Here is a 22,131-nt window from a genome sequence, read left to right on the forward strand (position 1 = left end):
GTTTATTCCTTAATTAGGGCTTATTATGACTCATAAGCGTCATCTAGACTGGATAATTCTACAATCCTATCCTGATATTTGCGATTGATTAAGGATCTGATCCAATCCGCCTTATCCGTAGCTATTTCAAAACTCACTTCGCAATGGCTAGAATACTTGTCTTTATAGCCCAAGTAAGACACGCCCACAATATTGCATTCATTCCTATTTAAAAAAGTTAACAAACCCGCTAAAACCGACTTTTTTTCGCCTAAATAAAACATCATTTTATAAATCGTTCGATCGCGCTTGTGCCATTCTATATAAACCATCGGCGCTTTAGCATCCACTTCCGCCATCGCTTTTTTGCAAAATTTATGGTGCGCAACCGCCTTTGGATCTTTCAAATCCGTTACAATCGCAATGATTTCATCGCCATATTTAGGGTAACAACAATCATTCAACAACACCTGTTTGATTTCTAAAGCGTTGCTTGAACAAACGCTAAAATGTTCTAATTCCTTACACTGCCATTGCCGGTTTGGGGTTAAAAAATTCAAAACATTGGTTTTAAAACCCAAATACCTCAAACCTCGAGTCCATAAACTCATCTCTTGGTATTCTAAAATCGCATCTTCTTTTAAAGAAAACACCTTATTTTCAATTTCTTCAGTGAGCTTGGCTAAATTTTCAAAGCTTTTCATCGCTTCTGTTAAGGTAATCTCCACCCCACAATCTGTTAATTTTTCTTCAAAGTTTTTATAATCCTTCAAATCCACATCTTCAAAAACAGAGCGCCCAAAAAAAGTCGTTAGAATATTTATCATGCTCTTAGTGTCAATTTCTTTCAAGCGGTTTCTTCTTTGGATGCGCAAATGGTTTTTAGCCTTAGAAGTTTTAAGCTGATCCATCCAAATGAAACGAGGTATTATTTTATCGCCTTTAATGATTTTAACCACATCCCCACTCCTTAATTCTTGATTGAGTAAGGCTTTTTTACTATTGATATAAGCGTCCGTGGCTTTATCGCCCAAATCGCTATGCACCATGTAAGCAAAATCTAAAGCGATCGCTCCCACCGGTAAGGTGTAAGTGTCCCCATGGGGCGAAAAAACGACAATATCTTCACGATACAAATCGTTCTTAGCAAGTTCGTAAAATTCTTTAGGGTCGTTTTTCAAATCGCTGTCATGGTATTTAAAATTTTGTAACCATCTCATGCCCTCATGGTGATCTTCATGATCTACGCCCCCGGCTTTATACTTCCAGTGGGCTGAATTACCATACTCCGCCCCCATATGCATATCAAAGGTGCGGATCTGCACTTCATAAACAGAAGATTCATCAAAAATGGTCGTGTGTATCGTCTTATAGCCATTTTCTTTCGGTAAAGCGATGTAATCTTTAAAACGAGAGACAATGGGTTTGAAATTCAAATGGATAATCCCTAAAACTTTATAGCAATCAATGGGGTTTTTCAATAAGATCCGAATCGCTAACAAATCCAAAATTTCATCAATATTAACCGCGCCCTTCCGTTGCATCTTAAGATAAATAGAATAAGGGCGCTTCACCCTTGTAACGAGTTTGAAATCCGAATGGCTAAACCCGCTGTCAAAAAGTTTTTTTTCTAACTTGCTCGCAAAAGCGTTGAGTTTTAAGAGTAAAGACTGCTTGTTTTTGTGCAAATATTCCTTGATATTTTTATACTCTTCTGGATAAATATAATAAAAGCTTTTGTCTTCTAATTCATTTTTGATTGAAGACATGCCCAATCGGCTCGCTATGGGGGCATACACCGCTAAAGTCTCTTTAGAAATACGCACTTGCTTGTCATGAGGCAAGGCGTCTAAGGTGAGCATGTTGTGCAACCTGTCGCTAATCTTCACCACTAAGGCTCTTGGATCTTGTATCGCACTAATAAGGATCTTTCTAAAAGTGAGCGCTGAAACCACCATTCTGGGATCTTGAGAGCTCACTCCTAATTCTTCTTTTCTGATTTCAGTGATTTTAGTGAGCGCATCCACTAAATTGGCCACATCTTGCCCGAATTCTCGCTCAATCGTTTCAATCTCACAGGGCGTGTCTTCTACCACATCATGCAAAAGCGCAGCGCACACCATCGCTTCATCGCCCCCACAAAACGCCACCACGCTCGCCACGCAAATAGGATGGACAATATAAGGCTCACCGCTCTTTCTGTATTGCCCCTTATGGCTTTTGGTCGCTAAATTTAGGGCGTTTTCAATCTTGGGCGTGAAATCAATTAAAGTCCTTAAGATTTCAATGCCACCCTTTGGGGTTGTAACTTTTTTGATAACATCCAAAATCCGTAAGAATCCGATATCAACGGATTTATCAATTTCGTTCATCTATCCTGTCTATATCAATTTTCCCTTCAGCGATTTCTCTAATGGCAATATCCACTAATTTATGACGCTTAGGGTCCATATTCACTAAAGTTTTGGCTCCGGCGTTTAATTGCTTCACCCGAGCGAAAACTAAATTATCTAGCATGTAGCGGTCGTTCCCAATATTTTTTAAGGCTTGAGCGACTAAACTCTCTGTTCTCTCTTTTTTCAAACTGATCCTTTTATTTTGAACTCTATCCAATTTTAAAGAGCTTATTTTACCATAGAAAACACGCCTTGTTGGTGCTTGATCACTTGCAATAAATTCCCTTTTTTGAACATGTTACACACCACAATAGGGAGCTTATTGTCTTTAGCTAAAGAAATAGCGGTATCGTCCATCACTTCAATATCCCCTATCAAGGCATCGTTATAACTTAAAGTGTCTAATTTTTTAGCGTCTTTGAATTTGTTAGGGTCTTTGTCATAAATGCCATCCACTTTAGTCGCTTTAATGATTAGATCCGATCCAATTTCAATCGCTCTTAAAGTGGCAGCCGTATCGGTGGTGAAAAACGGGTTTCCCGTGCCAGCGCCAAAAATCACCACCCTACCCTTTTCTAAATGCCTGATCGCTTTCCTATAAATATAACTTTCACAAATCTCTTTGATTTCAATGGCGCTCTGCACTCTTGTGTCTAAACCGATATGCTCTAAAGCTTCTTGCATGGCTACCGCATTAATCACGGTGGCTAGCATGCCCATATAATCCCCACTGGTGCGCCTAATGATCCCCCCTTGAGCCGCGCTAACCCCCCTAATGATATTGCCTCCACCAATCACAATACCCACTTCAATATCGTTTTCCACTAAGCTTCTGATCTCTTTAGCGATGTGATCTAACACATGAATGTCAATTCCAAACTGGTTGTCCCCAGCTAACGCTTCCCCAGAAAATTTCACCAAAACCCGTTTGTTTTTTATCTTTGCTTGCATGATCCCTTCTTAATTAATTAATAAAATTTTAATAAAACTTGTGATTGTAACCTAATCTTGCTTAAAAACACCCTTTCTGGGTTTTTTAAGCCCCTGTTTTCAGCGAATCACTAAAAACGCTTAGGCTTTTGGATGCGTTTGAATAACAATTCACGATAGAACGCTTTCAAGCCTGATTGTTCTTTTTTGCCTAAAGTGTAGTAAATTTTTTGCAAGTAATTTAGAATGTCTTGGCGTTTCAAGTTGGTTTTTAAAGCGGCTTCTTTAAGGATGTAGTAAGGGATTTTTGTTTTTTTGTGTTTGAAAGCTAAAGACAAACGCTTGTAAAAATCCTTGTTTTGATAATAACACAAACGCCCAAAAACAAACGGTAAGCGTTTTTTTTCATACCACAGAGCGGCTAAATCTATAAAATCTTTTTTGGGGTTGGAATAATAAAATTGCAGCGCTTTATTGCCGATTAAGACTTCGCCTTTTAACCCTAACACTTTAGAGAGGGCGTTTGAAGAAGCGCTCTCTTTATCCAAAGCGTTTTTTGCATCCACAACCAACACGCTTAAAACTTCCTTATAAGCGACAATACCTAGAGAATAAGAACAAAGAGCGAATGAATAGCCGGCGATAGAAGAAATAAACCCCGCATCAATACGCCTGAATAAAAAACTTTGATTGAGTTTGGAGGGGTAGGTTTTTTTAAGCCGTAAAAATTGTTTGAAATAACAAGGGGTGGGGTAGGATTTGATAAACACATCAAAAGGGAGCATGTTTAAATAATCAATTTTACCAAAACGCACTTAAAATCCTTTTTTGTATCGCATGGTAGCTAAAGTTTCTTACAACTTAACTAAAAGTAAAAAGAGTTTTGTTATCATGGATCAAATGATTAGGGCATTAGCAAATAATGCTATTAAAAAAGGAGAAATGATGAAAGATTTTTTAGAAGATTACAAAAAAAGCGTTTTAGAAAGAAAAAGTGAGGGTATCCCGCCACTCCCCTTAAGCGCTAAACAAGTGGAAGCGGTTGTTGAGATTTTAATGAAAGATCCCACAAACGCCGCTTTCGCTAAAGAATTACTCATTCACAGGGTAAGCCCTGGGGTTGATGAGGGGGCGAAAGTGAAAGCGGAATTTTTAGCTAAATTGTCTCAAAAAAAACTAGAATGCGCGCACATTAGCGCTTTAGAAGCGACCACTCTTTTAGGCACGATGCTTGGGGGGTATAATGTAGAGCCTTTGATTGTGGGCTTAGAAAGTCAAGATAAAAACATCGCTAAAGAGAGCGCGAAAGCTTTAAAAACCACTCTTTTAGTCTATGGATCGTTTGATAAAATTGCGGCAATGAGTAAAACTAACGCCCTGGCTAAAGAAGTGCTAGAGTCTTGGGCGAACGCCGAATGGTTTTTGAATAAAGAGCCTTTGAATGAATGCATTGAAGCGTGCGTGTTTAAGATTGATGGCGAAACCAATACCGATGATTTAAGCCCAGCGAGCGACGCTTTCACACGAAGCGATATTCCTTTACATGCCAAAGCCATGCTAAAAAACCGGATTGAAAATTACGAACAACGCATTGAAGCCATTAAAACTAAAGGCGTTCCTGTAGCGTATGTGGGCGATGTGGTTGGCACAGGAAGCTCTAGAAAAAGCGCGACAAACTCTATCATGTGGCATTTTGGTAAGGACATTCCTTTTGTGCCTAATAAAAGGAGTGGAGGCATTGTGATTGGGGGGGTGATCGCTCCGATTTTCTTTGCGACTTGTGAAGATAGCGGGGCGTTACCCATTGTGGCTGATGTTAAGGATTTAAAAGAGGGCGACATCATTAAAATTTACCCTTATAAAGGCGAAATCACGCTGAACGATAAAGTGGTTAGCACTTTTAAATTAGAGCCTGAAACTTTGCTAGATGAAGTCAGGGCTTCTGGGCGTATCCCTTTAATCATTGGTAGAGGTTTGACTAATAAAGCGCGTAAATTTTTAGGGCTAGGCGAATCGGAAGCGTTTAAAAAGCCAGCCGCTCCTAAAAGCGACGCTAAAGGCTACACTTTGGCCCAAAAAATCGTAGGCCATGCTTGTGGGGTAAAAGGGATCTTACCTGGCGCTTATTGTGAGCCAAAGGTTACCACCGTGGGCAGTCAAGACACCACAGGGGCGATGACTAGAGATGAGGTTAAAGAATTAGCGAGTTTGAAATTTGATGCGCCTTTTGTGTTGCAGAGTTTTTGCCATACCGCCGCTTACCCAAAACCTAGCGATGTGAGTTTGCATGCAACCTTGCCTAGCTTTATCACTCAAAGAGGCGGTGTGGCGTTGCATCCGGGCGATGGCGTGATCCATACATGGCTGAACCGCATGGGATTGCCTGACACTTTAGGCACAGGGGGGGATAGCCACACCCGTTTCCCTTTAGGCATTAGTTTCCCGGCAGGGAGCGGGTTAGTCGCTTTTGCAGCGGTTACAGGCACGATGCCATTGAACATGCCAGAATCCGTATTAGTGCGTTTTAAAGGGGAAATGAATCCTGGGATCACCTTAAGGGATTTAGTGAATGCGATCCCTTATTATGCGATTAAAAAAGGGTTACTCACGGTGGAGAAAAAGGGCAAAATCAATGTCTTTAACGGGCGTATTTTAGAAATTGAAGGCTTGCCTGATATTAAAATGGAGCAGGCTTTTGAATTAAGCGATGCGAGTGCGGAAAGGAGTGCGGCTGCTTGCGTGGTGCGTTTGAATAAAGAGCCAATGATTGAATACTTGAAATCCAATATCAAGCTCATTGATGAGATGATTGCAAGCGGTTATGAAGACAAAGAGACTTTGAAAAAACGCAGAGACGCGATGCAAGCTTGGGTGGATAATCCGGTATTGTTAGAGCCAGATAGTAACGCTCAATACGCCGCTGTCATTGAAATTGATGTGGCAGAAATCACGGAGCCTATTTTAGCATGCCCTAATGACCCTGATGATGTCGCTACTTTGAGCGAAGTTTTAGCGGATACAACCGGCAAAAGACCGCACGCTATTGATGAAGTGTTTATTGGATCTTGCATGACGAATATTGGGCATTTTAGAGCCTTTGGCGAAATCGTTAAAAACGCTCCTCCCAGTCAAGCGCGCCTTTGGGTAGTGCCACCCAGTAAAATGGACGAACAAGAGCTGATTAATGAGGGCTATTATGCGATTTTTGGGGCTGCTGGGGCAAGGACTGAAGTTCCAGGCTGTAGCTTGTGCATGGGCAATCAAGCGAGGGTTAGGGATAATGCGGTCGTCTTTTCCACTTCCACGCGCAATTTTGATAATCGTATGGGCAGAGGGGCTAAAGTGTATTTAGGCAGCGCGGAGCTTGGGGCGGCGTGCGCTTTACTAGGGAGAATCCCCACTAAAGAAGAATACATGAATTTAGTGAGCGAAAAGCTAGAAAACCAAAAAGACAAGATCTATCGCTACATGAACTTTAACTTAATGGAGAATTTCAGGCTCTAGTTTTGTTTTTATTAAAGGGGTGATCCCTTTTATTGAGCTATGGCTGAGTGTTGAGAGAGGATAAAAAGGAGAGTGGTGGTGAAAAAAATCGTTGTGAGTTGGTGTGTAGCGTTGGCTTTTTTAAGCGCAAATCCAGCGCAAGCCGATAAAGCGATCAGTAATGCGGATTTGATTAAAGAAATAAGGGACTTAAAAAAAATCATCAGCACGCAAAACACTGAGATCAACAATTTAAGAAAAGTGCAAGAAGTCTTGTCTGGGCAATTAGGGGACATGCGTAAGGATATATTAAGCACTAGAGATTATTGCATTAGCTTAAGGCCTTATATCTATAATTGGCGCTAGAGGATTCAAAACTTGAGAGCATGCGCCATTTGATCCTTTGATGCGATCCTTTGGTAATGGTTGAAGAAATTAAAGTTGATGGGGTTTTGGTTTTCGCTTTGTGTCCTTATAATGGGGATTTTACAGGGTTTGAGTGTTAAAAGCGCGTTTAATCCCACACGCCTTAAAAAAATTCTCTTGTTGGATTGTAGGGGTGAAATCAGTCCCCTTATTAAATATTCTATAATAAAATTTTAGGAAATTCAGTTTAAAGATATTAAAAAATGCCATACGCCTTAAGAAAAAGATTTTTCAAACGCCTTGCGCTGATTGTTTCCACTTTTTGCGCGATAAGCTTGAACGCTAAAAGCTATCTGTTTTCCCCACTGCCTCCAGCACACCAGCAAATCATTAAGACAGAGCCTTGTTCTTTGGAATGTTTGAAAGACTTGATGCTGCAAAATCAAATCTTTTCTTTTGTATCCCAATACGATGACAATAACCAAGATGAGAGCCTTAAAACTTATTACAAGGATATCTTAAACAAACTCAACCCCGTATCCATCGCTTCTCAAACCCCAACCAAAGAAAGCTATGAGCCTAAGATTGAATTAGCGATTTTACTGCCTAAAAAAGTCGTGGGGCGTTATGCGATTTCGGTGATGAACACCCTTTTAGCGTATTTGAACACCAGAAACAACGATTTCAATATCCAAGTCTTTGACAGCGATGAAGAAAGCCCTGAAAAATTAGAACAAACCTATAAAGAAATTGAAAAAGAAAAATTCCCTTTTGTGATAGCCTTATTGACTAAAGAGGGCGTGGAAAATTTGCTCCAAAACACCACCATCAGCACCCCTACTTATGTGCCTACGGTGAATAAAACGCAACTAGAAAATCATACCGAGCCTTCTTTAAGCGAGCGCTTGTATTTTGGGGGGATTGACTATAAAGAGCAATTAGGCATGCTCACGGCTTTCATTAACCCTAATTCACCCGTGATTGAATACGATGATGATGGCTTAATAGGCGAACGCTTGAGGCAAATCACGGAGTCTTTAAACATTGAAGTCAAACACCAAGAAAATATTTCTTACAAGCAAGCCACGAGTTTTTCTAAAAATTTTAGAAAAAACGATGCGTTTTTTAAAAATTCTATTTTGATTTTAAACACCCCTACCACTAAAAGCGGCCTTATTCTTTCTCAAATAGGGCTTTTAGAATACAAGCCCTTTAAAATCCTTTCCACACAAATCAATTTCAACCCCTCTCTACTCTTACTCACCCAGCCTAAAGACAGGAAAAATTTATTCATTGTCAATGCCTTGCAAAACAGCGATGAAACGCTGATAGAATACGCTTCCTTATTAGAGAGCGATTTAAGGCATGATTGGGTGAATTATTCCAGCGCGATAGGGCTAGAGATGTTTTTAAACACGCTAGATCCGCATTTTAAAAAATCTTTTCAAGAGAGTTTGGAAGACAATCAAGTCCGTTACCACAACCAAATTTATCAGGCTTTAGGGTATTCTTTTGAGCCGATAAAAAACGAAAGCGAAACAAAAAAAGAATAATATTTAGATAATTATTTGAATACTTTTATTTTTAATGGGTTTTTAATAAAATTGGAGTATGATACGAGCAAAAATTACATAAAAGTTCATTCTGTGTTAAAATTTCAAAAATTATCTCTATTGTTTGTTTCTATTCTTTACAATCAAAACCCTTTATTGGCTTTTGATTATAAGTTTAGCGGGGTAGCGGAATCTTTTTCTAAAGTGGGGTTTAACCATTCCAAACTCAATTCCAAAGAAGGGATTTTCCCTACAGCCACTTTTGTAACCGCCACAATCAAGCTTCAAGTGGATTCCAATCTGCTCCCTAAAAACATTGAAAAACACAGCTTAAAAATAGGCGTTGGCGGGATTTTAGGAGCGCTCGCTTACGATTCTACCAAAACGCTCATCGATCAAGCGACGCATCAAGTCTATGGCTCAGAACTTTTTTTCTTCATAGGGCGTTGGTGGGGGTATTTAGGCGATGCTCCTTGGAAAGACTCCCGCATAGAATCTGACGCTCACACTCGTAATTATGTTTTGTATAATTCCTATCTGTTTTATTCTTACGGCGATAAATTCCACATCAAATTAGGGCGCTACCTCTCTAACATGGATTTTATGAGCGGTTATACAGAGGGTTTTGAATTAGAATATAAAATCAAACCTAAGGTGTCGTTAAAATGGTTCAGCTCTTTTGGGAGGGCTTTAGCTGCGGGGCAATGGATTAGGGATTGGTATTCTCCTATTATTACTGAAGATGGCAGAAAAGATGTTAATGATGGCATCCATGCCGCGCAACTCTATTTTTCTAGCAAGCATGTTAAAGCCACGCCCTTTGTTTATTTTTCACCTAAAACTTACGAAGCGCCCGGGATTAAAATCCATATTGATAGCAACCCAAAATTTATAGGTTTAGGGTTACGATCTCAAACCCTTATCAATGTGATTTTCCCCATTTATGCTAAAGATTTATACGATGTGTATTGGCGTAACTCTAAGATTGGCGAATGGGGCGCATCGCTTTTAATCCACCAACGCTTTGACTGCAACGAATTTAACTTTGGCTTTGGTTATTACCAAAATTTTGGCAACGCTAACGCAAGGATTGGCTGGTATGGTAACCCGATCCCTTTTGATATAAGAAGCAACAGCATTTATGGTTTGGTTTTTAGTAACGCTATTACCGCGGACTCTGTTAGCGGATATGTCTTTGGTGGGGGCGTGTATAAAAAATTTTTATGGGGTATTTTAGGCAGATACACTTACGCCACTAGAGCGAGCGAAAGATCCATTAACTTGAACTTGGGCTATAAATGGAATTCTTTTTTTAGCGTTGATGTGAATTTACAATACTATGCGGTGAGCATGCACACTGGCTATAAGGTTAATGATCTCACTAGCCCTTTTAATAAAGCCTTTAAGGCGAACACACAAGACAGGAGCAATCTCATGGTGAGTTTGAAATTCTTTTTTTAAACCCCATTCAATTAGGCTTGGTGGAATTGAGCCATTGTTTTTGGAAATCAATGGCTTTTCTCAATTCGGCTTCTAGTTGGGCTAAAACATCTTTTAAGGGCTTAACATCAATCAAATTGTCTTGCTTGAAGGAATCCAGCTGTTTGTCAATTTGCAAAGCGGCGTCTAGCGCGTCTTGGGGGAATACCGGCTCGCCTAAAGCCTTTTTAACCGCTTCGCCGATTTCAATCGTTTCAGAGCCTTGATGATCTTTTAAGTTAGGATTATTTTCTTTGTCCTTAGGCTTAGGCTCTAAGATCAAGCGCAAATGTTTGATTTTTTCATGCAAATCGCTAAGATCTTTTAAGTGATCGGTATTGCGCCCCCTATCCACCGCTTTTTCTAAAAGCTTATCGCTCAGGCTCACTAACTGATCGCTTAATTTCACGCTGTTAGCTTGAGCTTCTGTCACTTCATCAATATCAATCGCTGCTAAAGCGCTCACAAAATAAAAGGGCAACGCCCACCTTCTAAAACGAGAGAAAAACTTCTGCATTTACCTTCCTTAAATACGCTATAAAAATGATACTTTTTAATATGGTGGAGCTGTGGGGAATCGAACCCCAGTCCAAAAATCTTGTCCTAAACACAAACTTCTACAATGCTTAGAAAATTGGTTAATTTTTTAGCCTTAAAACTAGCTCTGGTCCAACTTTCTAAAACCTTGAGGTAGTTTCAAGAGTTCTTGTTTCTTAGTTTAAAAGGCGAACCACCTTTTAAAAGCGTCTAGCTTAAGGTTATGGAGCGATTAAAACGCTAGAAATTCTAATCAGTCCAGCTCCAAAAGGAGATTAACTCACGCAGCTTTAGCGTAAGCTGGAGCGTAATCTGCGTTGTTTACAGTTATTTTTGTTGCTGTTTTACAAGCAGCGCTTGGCATGCTATCTGTGCGACAAGAAATCTGTCGAAATCCAAGTCAGCCCCATGATTTTCAAAAGCTTGGCTATTGTAACTAACTTTTATTAATGAGCAGCTAAAAATCATTGGCGTACGATGTCAATATTTTCATCTTTAGGCTTAAAAACAAAGATTCCATCAGCAATGGTGGGGTTGATTTCTGCTTGAGAAAAAGTGATTGTTACGAGATTATTCATGTCATCTTTAAATTCCAACGAAAAAGGCTTGCCGTCTTTGAAGATCAAACGATAAGTGGTTTTGTTGATAGTCGTTTGAAAAGAGCCGTCAGTCTGCTTTTTCAATTGCTTGAGGATGGTGAAAAAATCCGTCTTGTCTTTCAAGGGCGTAATGGTCGCTTGAAACAAATTAGGCTCATAAACCACCACTTCTTTATCGTTCATGTAAATTTCTTTTTTTAAAGGCTTTTCATAAACCCATAAAGCCCAATTAGGGGCTTTAGCCTTTAAAACCCCATAATAAACTAAAGGCTTTTCATTTTTTAAAACCTGCTTGAAATGCGCACTAAAACTTTGCAAATGCTGCAAAACCTCTTCTTCTTTAGAAAGCGTTGGAGGATTTTTAGCGTAAGCAACGCTTATAAAAATCAAAACCATTACAATCTTTAAAAAAGCTTTCATTAATCAAACCTTAAAACAATCTCTCATCTTTAATAAAACCCTTTATTTTACAAGACTTTTATTTTATCCATGCTAAAATGGGATTAAAAACTGACGCTTTAATAAAATAAATGAGATTGAAGCACTCTTAATAAGGTTATTACTACTATGATAAAAGCAATCATTGGAAAAATCATTGGCACCAGAAACGATCGCTGGATCAAACAATACAAAAAACAAGTCCTGGCTATCAATGCATTAGAGCCTGCTTATGAAAAAATGAGCGATGTTGAGCTGCAAAACGCTTTTGAAGAGTTAAAAAATCGCGTGCGATCCGCAGAAAAAGATTTGCAAGAAAAAACCCTTTTAGAAGTTTTACCGGAAAGTTTTGCTATCACTAGAGAAGCGAGCAAAAGGATCTTAAAGATGCGCCATTTTGATGTGCAACTCATTGGGGGCATGGTTTTAAATGATGGCAAAATCGCTGAAATGAAAACCGGCGAGGGTAAGACTTTAGTCGCTACTTTAGCGGTGGCTTTGAACGCGATGAAAGGCGAGAGCGTGTATGTGGTAACGGTTAATGATTACCTAGCGCATAGGGATTCTAAAGAAATGGAGCCTTTGTATCATTTCTTAGGTTATAGCGTAGGCACGATCACTGCGAGCGTGCGAGATGATGATGAGCGCTTAGAAATTTATTCTAAAGACATTGTTTATGGCACTAATAATGAATTTGGCTTTGATTATCTAAGGGATAACATGAAGTATTCTTTAGAGCATAAAGTGCAAAAATCGCATGCGTTCGCTATTGTTGATGAGGTGGATTCCATTTTAATTGATGAAGCGAGAACCCCTTTAATCATTTCAGGGCCTGTGGACAGGCGCATGGAAAATTACAACAAGGCTGATGAAGTCGCTAAAAGCATGCAAGTGGAAGTGGATTTCACGATCGATGAAAAAAACCGCGCGATTTTGATCACTGAAGAGGGAATTAAAAAAGCCGAAAATCTCTTTGGCGTGGACAATTTATACAAGATTGAAAACGCCGCCTTATCGCACCATTTGGATCAAGCCTTAAAGGCGAATTACCTCTTTTTTATTGATAAAGATTATATTGTAGCCAATAATGAAGTGGTGATTGTGGATGAATTTACCGGCCGCTTGTCTGAGGGGAGGCGCTTTAGTGAGGGCCTGCATCAGGCTTTAGAGGCTAAAGAGGGCGTGAGCATTAAAGAAGAGAGCCAAACATTAGCGGATATTACTTTCCAAAATTATTTCCGGATGTTTTCTAAACTCGCTGGCATGACAGGCACGGCTCAAACCGAAGCCACAGAATTTTTAGAAATCTATAATTTAGAAGTGGTGTCTATCCCTACTAATTTAGCGATCAAACGAAAAGATTTGAACGATTTGATCTATAAGAGTGAAAAAGAAAAATTTGACGCCGTGATCCTTAAGATTAAAGAATTGCACGATAAGGGTCAGCCCGTTTTAGTTGGCACAGCCAGCATTGAAAAGAGCGAAACCTTGCACGCTTTACTCAAAAAAGAGCGCATCCCTCACACCGTTTTAAACGCCAAACAACACACCAAAGAAGCTGAAATCATCAAAGACGCCGGGCTTAAAGGGGCGGTTACGATTGCAACTAACATGGCAGGCAGAGGCGTTGATATTAAACTCACTGATGAAGTCAAAGAGCTTGGGGGGCTGTATATCATTGGCACTGAAAGGCATGAGAGCCGCAGGATTGACAACCAATTAAGGGGGCGAAGCGGGCGCCAGGGTGATCCGGGAATAAGCCAATTCTATTTGAGTTTAGAAGATAATCTGTTACGCATTTTTGGGAGCGATAGGATTAAGGGGGTGATGGAAAAATTAGGGCTTAAAGACGGCGAACACATTGAATCCAAGCTTGTAACAAGAGCGGTGGAAAACGCGCAAAAAAAAGTGGAGAACTTGCATTTTGAAAGCCGTAAGCATTTGTTAGAATACGATGATGTGGCTAATGAGCAACGAAAAAGCGTGTATAAATTTAGAGATGAATTGTTAGATGCCAATTACGATATTGGCGCTAAAATCGCTGAAAACAGAGAATACGCGCTCAATCAAATCTTTTCTAAACTCAAAGCCTTTGACCATCAAAACCTGTCTGAAGAGGAACTTTTAGGGCTTAAAAACATCTTAAAAGAAGATTTTAACGCTCATGTTGAATTAGAAGATTTAGAAAAAGCCTCCCCTATTGAAAAATTTGTGGCTGAAAAATTAAAAAGCGATTATGAAAACAAAATGAAAGTTTTGGATAGCGAACAAAGAAGTCGGATTGAACGCATCGTGTATTTGCAGATTTTAGACAACGCATGGCGAGAGCACCTTTACACGATGGATAATCTCAAAACCGGTATCAATTTGAGAGGCTATAACCAAAAAGACCCTCTTGTAGAATACAAAAAAGAGAGTTACAACCTTTTCTTAGAACTCATTGAAGACATTAAAATAGAAGCGATCAAAACCTTTTCTAAGATCCAGTTTGAAAACGAGCAAGATTCTAGCGATGCGGATCGTTACTTAGAGAACTTTAGCGAGGAAAGAGAGCATGAGAGCGTAACTTACAGCCATGAAGAAACTTTAGATGAAGATTTGAATGTGGCCATGAAAGCTTTTTCTAAAACCCCTAAAAGAAACGAGCCTTGCCCTTGTCAAAGCGGCAAAAAATACAAAGATTGTTGCGCTAAAAGCGGGCCTAAAAAGGGCTTATTTGCCAAATAGATCCTTAATCTTTTTCCTTATCAAGCGTTATTTGCGTTTTGATAAAAGCCAGCCTTTTATTAGTATCACCGCTTTGTTAGCCTTTTTTGGCGTGGCGGTTGGCGTGATGGTTTTAATTGTGGCTATGGCGATCATGAACGGCATGAGTAAGGAATTTGAAAAAAAGCTTTTTGTGATGAACTACCCCTTAACGCTCTATACCACAAGCCCTTATGGGATCAGCGAAGAAGTGGTTCAAGCTTTAGAAAAAAAGTTCCCTAATTTGCTTTTTAGCCCCTATTTGCAAACCCAAAGCCTAATCAAAAGCGCGCATTCCATGAATGGCGGCGTGGTGTTTGGGGTTGATTTTTCTAAAGAAAGGCGCATCAATGAAGTTTTAAACGACGCTTTAAAAAACACCAATACAAACGATCTTTTTAAAAACCCTTTTAATTTGATCGTGGGGAAAAGCTTGAGATACAGCTTGAATTTGGATCTCAATCAAAAAGCCGATTTGTTTTTCACTGAATTAGAGCCAACCGGTCTCACGCTCTCCCCTATCATGAAGCGTTTTACTATCAAAGGCGATTTTGATTCAGGGCTAAAATCTTACGACATGAGCTACATGTATACTAGCCTTCAAGCCATAAGCGCGATCAGGAGGTTACCCTTAGGGCTTTATGATGGGGTGCATGTCTATTCTAAAACGCCCATGAAAGATATTGAAAATATCCGCAACGCTTTAAAAACAATCAACCACCATGGCATAGGCATTGAAGGGTGGTGGCAACAAAACGGGAATTTTTTCTCAGCTATGGCATTAGAAAAAAGAGCGTTATTCATTGTGCTCATGCTCATTATTTTAATGGCGTCTTTGAATATCATCAGCTCGCTTTTAATGGTAGTGATGAACAGGCGTAAAGAAATCGCTCTACTCTTTAGCATGGGGAGCAGTCAAAAAGAAATCCAAAAAACCTTTTTTTATTTGGGTAATATCATTGGTTTAGGCGGTGTGATTCTTGGGGTGGTTTTAGCGTTTATAAGCATGTATCTTTTAAGCGTGTTCCCTATCATTTCACTCCCAGCAGATGTCTATGGCATCAACACTTTGCCTTTAGATTTGTCTTTAATGGATTTTACGCTCACTCTCATAGGTTCTGTGATTATCGTAGCCCTTTCTTCTTATTACCCGTCTAAAAAAGCTTCTGCTATTGACGCTTTAAGCGTGTTAAGGAATGAATAAATTAAAAAAATAAATAATATTGAGATTAAATAAGGCTTTTAAGTTTCCATATTTGACTAACAAAGGCAAATTTTATTCTTAAAATTAAAAAAAACCATAATATTATGCTAGTATTAACGCACGACTTAGTTAAGAATTAACTTTGTAAGTCGGACTTCGTAGAAAAAAGGACGGAAGATGAACAGACTGATTAGATGTTTGAGATCTGTAAGAAAAAATTTTCTTTGAACGGTGTTGGCTTACTCTATTTAGAATTTTTGGTTTATACTAAAGGTTAAACACATGAACTACAAAGTTGCATCTGCTAAAAATATCGCAACGCTTCTTTTTTTATTCTCTTCTCAAAGTGAAGCTCTTGATTTGGGTAAAATCGCTAAAATTAAAGCGGGTGCTGAAAGTTTCTCTAAAGTCGGTTTCAATAACAAACCTATCAACACTAATAAAGGGCTTTACCCTACCGAAACCTTTATGACGATTATGGCTTACATGCAGGTGGATTTTACGGAGCTTTTACCCAAAAGCGCTACGGCTAATGGGCATCATTTAGACGGGAGTCTTGGGGGTTGGGGGGGTGCTGTAATCTATGATAGCACTAAGGATTTTATTAACGAAGTTACAGGGAAACCCTATGGGGCTATGGCTTGGAACTATGTGGGCTATTGGGGTGGTCTTGTGGGGCAAAAACCATGGGCTAGTTGCGGGTTAGCCACAGGGAATTTGACCCAAGGCCAATACGATAAGATGACTCAAGCTGAAATGACGCAGTTGTCTAATCAAGAAGCTTTAGAGGCTTCCACTTGCGCAAAAACCTACGCCGATCACACCAGAAACTATGTGATTTATAACGCTTACTTGCGCTACAACTACAAAGATATTTTTCAAATTAGGGGCGGAAGGTACGAATCCCCAGCGGATTATATGAGTGGTTACAACCAAGGCTTGGACATGACCTTAAATTTAGGGAATTTCAAATTCTGGTGGTTTAGCTCGTTTGGTCGTGGCTTTGCCTATAACGAGTGGCTTTATAATTTCTATTCGCCTAAAACCTACACTCTTAAAAACGGGCAAACCATAAACCCAGGGGTGCATGCCTTTTATATCATTTGGAATTACAAGGGTTTCAGCATTCAGCCTTTTGTCTATTTTTCACCCTTTAACGAATACGACCCCAACTTCACGATCACTTATGATAGTAACCCCACTTTTACCGGATTAGGGTTTCGCTCTCAAACAGATGTTACCGTGCTTAATCCCTTTTACGCTAAAAGATTTTGGGACACCTACCAGTTTGGCATGCCAGCCGGTAAAAACGCACACAGCTTGATGATCAAACAAAAATTTGAATGGAATGAATACAATTTTGGTTTTGGGATTTACAAATCCTTTGGGAACGCTAACTGGATGATAGGCTACCATGGTAACCGCTTGGGCTTTGACTTTTGGACGAACACCGTTTATGCCAACACCCTTAACTCTTTGTCTTACATGATGGACGCGAACGCTTTTACCGTGTTTGCCTTTGGCGGTGGCGTGCATAGGAAACTCCTTTGGGGTTTATTAGGGCGTTTGACTTATGGGCCTAGAGCTAATGAACAAGTCCTATCGCTCAACTTGGGCTATAAATTCACTAAAAATTTCTCGGCCGACATTAAATTTGAATATTATAATGTGTTGATGCATCAAGGCTATAAAATGGGGTGGAACGGGCCAAAATTAGACAGCCAACCTGCCACCGATCAAGACAGAAGCCACATTTTTACCGAAATAGTGTGGAAGCTTTAAAACCCCTTTTAAATAACAACCCTTTAAGGGTTTGTTAAAACGCCTAGCCATAAAGTAGCCATTCAAAACCGCTTTAGTGCCTATTTTAGGGCTTGTTTTTAAAAAGCGTTGGAATTTTAAACTTTTTTATTTTATTGTGCTATGGGTGTTTTTGGCTCTGTGATACTAAACTTTTTAAAATAGGCTTTTTTGCTTTGTTTTGTCATTTTAAAACTCATTTTAAAAAATATTTCAAATTCATTTTATAAGGGGATAGGGTGGTATTTTGAAATAATTCTCCCCCTACAACCTCCAAGATCCCCCTAACCCCCTAAGACCGCCTTTTTCAAGAGGCTATCACTTGCTGTGCAAGCTCTTTTGTTATTGATTGTAAAAAATACTTTTAGTATTTTTTAGGTTTTATTTTAGTTGTAAAACTTATTTGTTTAAAACCCTGATTTTAGCGCTCATTAAATCGTGGTTTAAAGCTTTTTTGATGTTTTCAAATTGGCGTTTTTTGTTTTTAAGGCTAATGATTTCATGATCCAAACCGCTTAAAATGTTAGCGATAGCGATTTGTTCGTTTAGAGGGGGTAAAAAAATAGTTTTTTCTTTATAATCTTTAAAATAGATATGCGGTATTATGCTACCGCTTGTAAAATTTTTAAAATCAAAATTAGATAACAAATAAAATAAAAACTCTGTTGTTGTCTTATGATTGGCAATTAACGCTCCCATAGTAGATAAAATATTGGTTTTAGGCGGCAAAATCCTTACTCTGCCTACACTTCCATCTTTAACAATAGAAATATAAGGCTTATCACTAATGAAAGTTGTATCTGTATAGCCTATGAAATTATTCACATCATAGACTTTAATTTTTCCTTGTTGCGTGATTTGTTCTACGCTTAAATTTGATGTTAAATAGTTGGCAATATCCCCAAGCCTTACTCTTTGCCAAGTTTGATTGAAGCCTTTCAAGCGTTTTCTTTGGCTCAATAGTTCAAAGCTTAAAGCTTTTTTAACGCTTTCTTTTTTGAGAATGAGAGCGTCTAAAGAATAAAGATAACGATCCACACCGCTTAAAATGTTAGCGATAGCGATTTGTTCGTTTAGAGGGGGTAAAAGGATTTCAATATTTGAAAATTCATCTATCCAATAGCGTTTATGGTCTGTAACTTGATGTTTTAATAGTGTAAGTTTTTCATAGATATATTTTAAATCTGCTTGATTATTATCTCTTAAGCTAAGAATTTTAATAGCTGATGATTTTACCTTAAAAGGAAAATTTACCATTTTGCTATCAGTTGTGAAATCATCAAAAATAATTACAGGTATATTCGTATAAATTCCATGTTTATCATTTGTATAACCTAAAATAAAAGTTTTGCCTGCTGTTAAAATAGGCGTAAAGCCTTTTTGTAAGTATTGCGTTGTGGCAACTAAAAATTTTGTAGGTTGTTCGTAAGATAATATATCCCCAAGCCTTACTTTTTGCCAATTTGAGGGCGTTATTAATGCGTCCATGCGTTCTCCTGAATGGTTTTAAAAAAGATAACGCGCTCTAATTTTAGGGTGTTATCAAAAGCGTTTTTAGGGTTAAAATCCAGCCTTAATAGTAAATTCTCAATGTTTTTAACTAGCGAACTTGTTTTGATTTTAGAAGGGTTGTTGTGGAATAAGTCATTCCTAGCCTTTCGTATCAGGCTGAAAGCCTTTAAAAAATGATCCCAAGTGCCATAGGCTGGCAAGACATGTTCGTTGTGTGTTTTGCGGTCTGCAAATAAGGGTTTAAAATCGCTCCAATACATTTTAATAATGGTTTCTAAAGTGCCAAGAGTGAATAAATTTAAAATTTGAAAGCCATTGTATCCTTCTAAACTTTTTAAATGGTGGGTATTTTTTAAGCGTTCAATCTTATGCCTAAGCTTTTCAGACAAAAACCAATCGTCAATATCCTTGCTGCTGCGTTTTTGAGCCAAAATAACCGCCATTTTAGAGCGCAAAGCCGTTTCAAAAAAATGTATCCATAAAAAAAGCATGTGGTGCGTTTTAATCCGTTTGTTGTAAAAATGCATTAAAAAATCAAAAAGGTTATTGATTTCATTTTCTTTATTAGGGTATTTTTGTAACACGATACCCAATTCCTTACTAGCGCCTATGAGGTAGTCGTAGTGTAACACGCTGATAGATTTTTTTAATTGATCCAAACCCTTATCTTTGAAAGCGAGAGGGTTTTTTAGGGCTAGATGTTTTAAAATACGATTAAAAACTTCATTTTCAAGTTCCATTAAATTTCCTGCGCTATAATCGTTTTCAGTTTGGGGGTCTCATAGCGAGGATACGCTAGTCAAAAGGCACTCCAAACTTTTTAATATCAAACGACAATCTCCAAATCTTTCAAATGCTCTAAAACTTTTGATTCGCTCTCTTTGACTTCTTTGTCTAGTTCTAACAAGCTGTTAGAATAGCTTGAAATGATTCCATTAAGGGCACTAGTCAAAGCATTGATGCGTTTTTGGATCTTGTTTTCTAGGGCGTTTTTCAAGCTGTTGAGCCATTTGTCTTTGATGATGGATTCAAGGCTTTAAGCCCTCATCGCGCGCATGGAATTGGCCAAAGCTAAAAGCGTAACCCCCACATCGCCAAAGACCGCTTCCCACAAGCTCGCTACCCCCATAAGCCCTAGCACGATAAAAACGGCTTTAATCCCCAAAGCAAACAAAATATTTTGCCAAATAATGCTTTTCGTTTTTTTAGCGATCGCTAAAACTTTAACCAAAGAGCTTAAGGAGTCATTGGTGATCACAATGTCCGCGCTTTGCTTGCTCAATTCTGAGCCTTTCCCCATGCCAATCCCCACATCAGCACTCGCTAGAGTCGGAGCGTCATTGATGCCATCGCCTACAAAAATCGCCGGGGCTTTATAGCGTTCTTTAAAAGTTTTAAACACGCTCGTTTTTTCTTCAGGCAACAAGCTCGCATAATATTCACAGCCTAGAGTTTGAGCGATGCTTTCAGTCGCGCTTTTTCTGTCCCCGCTCAAAATGCAAAAATTTTCTATCCCTTGCGCTTTTAAATCCCTTAAGCACTCTATGGCGTCATCTTTAATCTCATCGCTAATGACGATGTAGCCTATATAAGTTTGGTTAAAAGCCACATGCACGATCGTGCCGTTTTCTTTGGAAGGGCTGTGCGCAATATTGAATTGATCGAGCATTTTGTCATTCCCTGCGATGATTAGATCCGTATGGCATTGCGCTTTAACCCCCATTCCGCTCACTTCTTCGTAATTTTTAATGTCATGCTGGTGCTTATCGTCCTTTAACATTTCTTCGCATGCTTTTTGAATGGATAAAGCGATCGGGTGCGTGGATAAGAGCTGCGAACAAGAAGCGTAATGCAAAACTTCTTCTTTAGAATGCCCGTTTTGCGGCACAATATCCACCACTTTAAAAACGCCTTTAGTCAAAGTGCCGGTTTTATCAAAAGCGATGCTTTTAGCTTGGGTAAGCACCTCTAAAACATGCACACCTTTCATTAAAATCCCCTTTCTACTCGCCGCTCCCACGCCTCCAAAATACCCCAAAGGCACAGAAATCACTAACGCGCAAGGACAGCTCACCATTAAAGCCACAAGCCCCCTATAAATCCACTCATCAAAGCTCCCCATAGAAAACAAGGGCGGTAATACAGCGATCATTAAAGCAATGAATAAAACGCTTGGGGTGTAGTAGCGTGAAAATTTAGTGATAAATTTCTCTGTTTCGCTCTTTTCATTCGTGGCTTGTTGGACTAAATCCACCACTTTAGCGATAGAAGAATCTTTATAAAGTTTTTCTACTTGAATTTCAAGGACCGCTTTTAAATTCAAGCTCCCCCCTAAAACTTTAGAGCGTTCGCTGACATTAACAGGCATGGACTCCCCACTCAACGCCCTTTCATCTAGCAAACTTTCGCCCTTGATCACCACGCCATCCACAGGCACTTTTTCGCCGACTTTCACCACCACAATGTCATTAATTCTTAAATCTTCAGGCGCAACGCTCACTAACCCATCGCCCTTTTTCAAATAAGCCAAATTAGGAGCGACATCCACTAAAGCCTTAAGGGATTTTTTAGAGCGAGCGATAGCGAGTTTTTGCAAAAATTCGCCCGCTGAATAAAACACCATAATAGACACACTCTCTTCATAAGCCCCCACGCAAAAAGCCGCAATAGTCGCAATGAGCATCAAAGCGTTTTCATCAAAAAATTGCCCTTTTCTAAGCCCACGAAACGCTCCTAAAATCACATCTTTACCGCTTATGAGATACACTAAAGCAAGCACGAAAAACACCGCTTTTTCAATCAAAGGGCTAGGGTTTAGGTGTAAGATTAAAATCGCGCCTAAAAAGATAGCGATCGTGCTAATAAGTGGGGTAAAACTCAAAGGCTTTTCTGCGGTCTCTTTAAAAGACAGGCTCAAATGCGGTTCGTTTTGCTTGATAAAATCCTTAACCTTTTCAAAATCGCTCGTGTCCAAAAACAACTTACTGGTGCTGAAATTGATTTGAGCCTTTTTCACATAGTCCAGTTTGTTTAAATCCCTTTCTAATTTAGACGCGCAATCAGGGCAATCCAAATTGTGAATGTGGTATTCTTGCATTTTCTCTCCCTTA

The 22,131-nt window shown here is 39.1% G+C and carries 16 protein-coding genes, 1 other RNA gene and 1 pseudogene; 7 read left to right on the top strand and 11 right to left on the bottom strand.

The features are described 5' to 3' along the window. Positions 1-23 precede the first annotated feature (23 nt). From EAL44_RS04020 to EAL44_RS04035, 4 genes are all read right to left on the bottom strand, one after another. A complete protein-coding gene (locus tag EAL44_RS04020) occupies positions 24-2,351 on the bottom strand; it encodes a RelA/SpoT family protein (protein WP_121074979.1) in 2,328 nt (775 codons plus the stop codon). Next, entirely contained in the window at positions 2,338-2,562 is a 225-nt protein-coding gene (locus EAL44_RS04025) for a DNA-directed RNA polymerase subunit omega (RefSeq protein ID WP_000712202.1), read from the bottom strand. Before EAL44_RS04025 ends, EAL44_RS04020 begins: the two co-directional genes overlap by 14 nt. A gap of 41 nt (positions 2,563-2,603) precedes the next feature. Continuing rightward, positions 2,604-3,326: a UMP kinase gene (gene pyrH / locus EAL44_RS04030; protein WP_001148063.1), complete on the bottom strand. Its 723-nt coding sequence runs from the start codon at positions 3,324-3,326 to the stop codon at positions 2,604-2,606. 110 nt (positions 3,327-3,436) lie between these two features. Then, entirely contained in the window at positions 3,437-4,120 is a 684-nt protein-coding gene (locus EAL44_RS04035; RefSeq protein WP_121074981.1) for an MqnA/MqnD/SBP family protein, read from the bottom strand. Positions 4,121-4,250: 130 nt separating this feature from the next. Here EAL44_RS04035 and acnB point away from each other — a divergent pair, with 130 nt between their 5' ends. The 4 genes from acnB (at position 4,251) to EAL44_RS04055 (ending at position 10,168) form a co-directional block, all read left to right on the top strand. Further along, entirely contained in the window at positions 4,251-6,809 is a 2,559-nt protein-coding gene (gene acnB, locus EAL44_RS04040; RefSeq protein WP_162970349.1) for a bifunctional aconitate hydratase 2/2-methylisocitrate dehydratase, read from the top strand. A gap of 78 nt (positions 6,810-6,887) precedes the next feature. Then, positions 6,888-7,154: a hypothetical protein gene (locus EAL44_RS04045; RefSeq protein WP_162970350.1), complete on the top strand. Its 267-nt coding sequence runs from the start codon at positions 6,888-6,890 to the stop codon at positions 7,152-7,154. Between the two features lie 263 nt (positions 7,155-7,417). After that, positions 7,418-8,707: an IS701 family transposase gene (locus EAL44_RS04050; protein ID WP_121074987.1), complete on the top strand. Its 1,290-nt coding sequence runs from the start codon at positions 7,418-7,420 to the stop codon at positions 8,705-8,707. A gap of 93 nt (positions 8,708-8,800) precedes the next feature. Then, complete coding sequence (locus tag EAL44_RS04055; protein WP_121075199.1) at positions 8,801-10,168, top strand: outer membrane family protein; 1,368 nt, start codon at positions 8,801-8,803, stop codon at positions 10,166-10,168. Between the two features lie 7 nt (positions 10,169-10,175). Here EAL44_RS04055 and EAL44_RS04060 read toward each other — a convergent pair whose 3' ends face one another. The 3 genes from EAL44_RS04060 to lolA all read right to left on the bottom strand — a co-directional run bounded on the left by EAL44_RS04060 (position 10,176) and on the right by lolA (position 11,742). Further along, positions 10,176-10,703: a hypothetical protein gene (locus EAL44_RS04060; protein ID WP_024369286.1), complete on the bottom strand. Its 528-nt coding sequence runs from the start codon at positions 10,701-10,703 to the stop codon at positions 10,176-10,178. 42 nt (positions 10,704-10,745) lie between these two features. Then, positions 10,746-11,131: a transfer-messenger RNA gene (gene ssrA / locus EAL44_RS04065) on the bottom strand. Positions 11,132-11,187: 56 nt separating this feature from the next. Then, positions 11,188-11,742 carry a LolA-like outer membrane lipoprotein chaperone gene (gene lolA, locus EAL44_RS04070; RefSeq protein WP_121074990.1) on the bottom strand — a complete coding sequence of 185 codons (555 nt, stop codon included), beginning with the start codon at positions 11,740-11,742 and terminating at the stop codon, positions 11,188-11,190. 147 nt (positions 11,743-11,889) lie between these two features. Between lolA and secA the strand changes: the two genes are divergently transcribed. From secA to hofF, 3 genes are all read left to right on the top strand, one after another. Next, positions 11,890-14,487 carry a preprotein translocase subunit SecA gene (gene secA / locus EAL44_RS04075; RefSeq protein WP_121074993.1) on the top strand — a complete coding sequence of 866 codons (2,598 nt, stop codon included), beginning with the start codon at positions 11,890-11,892 and terminating at the stop codon, positions 14,485-14,487. Then, positions 14,477-15,709 (top strand): ABC transporter permease, encoded by a 1,233-nt coding sequence (locus EAL44_RS04080; RefSeq protein WP_121074996.1) that lies wholly within the window; start codon positions 14,477-14,479, stop codon positions 15,707-15,709. Before secA ends, EAL44_RS04080 begins: the two co-directional genes overlap by 11 nt. 282 nt (positions 15,710-15,991) lie before the next feature. Then, on the top strand, positions 15,992-17,491 hold the full coding sequence (hofF, locus tag EAL44_RS04085) for an outer membrane beta-barrel protein HofF (protein WP_121074999.1): 1,500 nt from the start codon (positions 15,992-15,994) through the stop codon (positions 17,489-17,491). Positions 17,492-17,908: 417 nt separating this feature from the next. On the opposite strand, the gene EAL44_RS04090 is transcribed toward hofF, so the two are convergent. From EAL44_RS04090 to EAL44_RS04105, 4 genes and pseudogenes are all read right to left on the bottom strand, one after another. Continuing rightward, complete coding sequence (locus EAL44_RS04090) at positions 17,909-18,997, bottom strand: restriction endonuclease subunit S (protein ID WP_121075002.1); 1,089 nt, start codon at positions 18,995-18,997, stop codon at positions 17,909-17,911. Continuing rightward, positions 18,985-19,761 (bottom strand): CAAX protease, encoded by a 777-nt coding sequence (locus tag EAL44_RS04095; RefSeq protein WP_121075005.1) that lies wholly within the window; start codon positions 19,759-19,761, stop codon positions 18,985-18,987. The genes EAL44_RS04090 and EAL44_RS04095 overlap by 13 nt, the downstream gene beginning before the upstream one ends. A gap of 86 nt (positions 19,762-19,847) precedes the next feature. After that, a pseudogene (locus EAL44_RS04100) lies at positions 19,848-20,045 on the bottom strand (hypothetical protein); the annotation flags it as partial. A 12-nt stretch (positions 20,046-20,057) separates the two neighbouring features. Continuing rightward, entirely contained in the window at positions 20,058-22,118 is a 2,061-nt protein-coding gene (locus tag EAL44_RS04105; protein ID WP_121075008.1) for a heavy metal translocating P-type ATPase, read from the bottom strand. Positions 22,119-22,131 lie beyond the last annotated feature (13 nt).

Source organism: Helicobacter pylori (assembly GCF_003637685.1).
GTDB lineage: Bacteria > Campylobacterota > Campylobacteria > Campylobacterales > Helicobacteraceae > Helicobacter > Helicobacter pylori_CJ.

Coding starts and splice junctions, on each gene's coding strand:
- EAL44_RS04020 (WP_121074979.1), bottom strand. CDS start 2,351: ATGAACGAAATTGATAAATCCGTTGATATCGGATTCTTACGGATTTTG.
- pyrH (WP_001148063.1), bottom strand. CDS start 3,326: ATGCAAGCAAAGATAAAAAACAAACGGGTTTTGGTGAAATTTTCTGGG.
- acnB (WP_162970349.1), top strand. CDS start 4,251: ATGAAAGATTTTTTAGAAGATTACAAAAAAAGCGTTTTAGAAAGAAAA.
- EAL44_RS04050 (WP_121074987.1), top strand. CDS start 7,418: ATGCCATACGCCTTAAGAAAAAGATTTTTCAAACGCCTTGCGCTGATT.
- EAL44_RS04060 (WP_024369286.1), bottom strand. CDS start 10,703: ATGCAGAAGTTTTTCTCTCGTTTTAGAAGGTGGGCGTTGCCCTTTTAT.
- lolA (WP_121074990.1), bottom strand. CDS start 11,742: ATGAAAGCTTTTTTAAAGATTGTAATGGTTTTGATTTTTATAAGCGTT.
- secA (WP_121074993.1), top strand. CDS start 11,890: ATGATAAAAGCAATCATTGGAAAAATCATTGGCACCAGAAACGATCGC.
- hofF (WP_121074999.1), top strand. CDS start 15,992: ATGAACTACAAAGTTGCATCTGCTAAAAATATCGCAACGCTTCTTTTT.
- EAL44_RS04090 (WP_121075002.1), bottom strand. CDS start 18,997: ATGGACGCATTAATAACGCCCTCAAATTGGCAAAAAGTAAGGCTTGGG.
- EAL44_RS04095 (WP_121075005.1), bottom strand. CDS start 19,761: ATGGAACTTGAAAATGAAGTTTTTAATCGTATTTTAAAACATCTAGCC.
- EAL44_RS04105 (WP_121075008.1), bottom strand. CDS start 22,118: ATGCAAGAATACCACATTCACAATTTGGATTGCCCTGATTGCGCGTCT.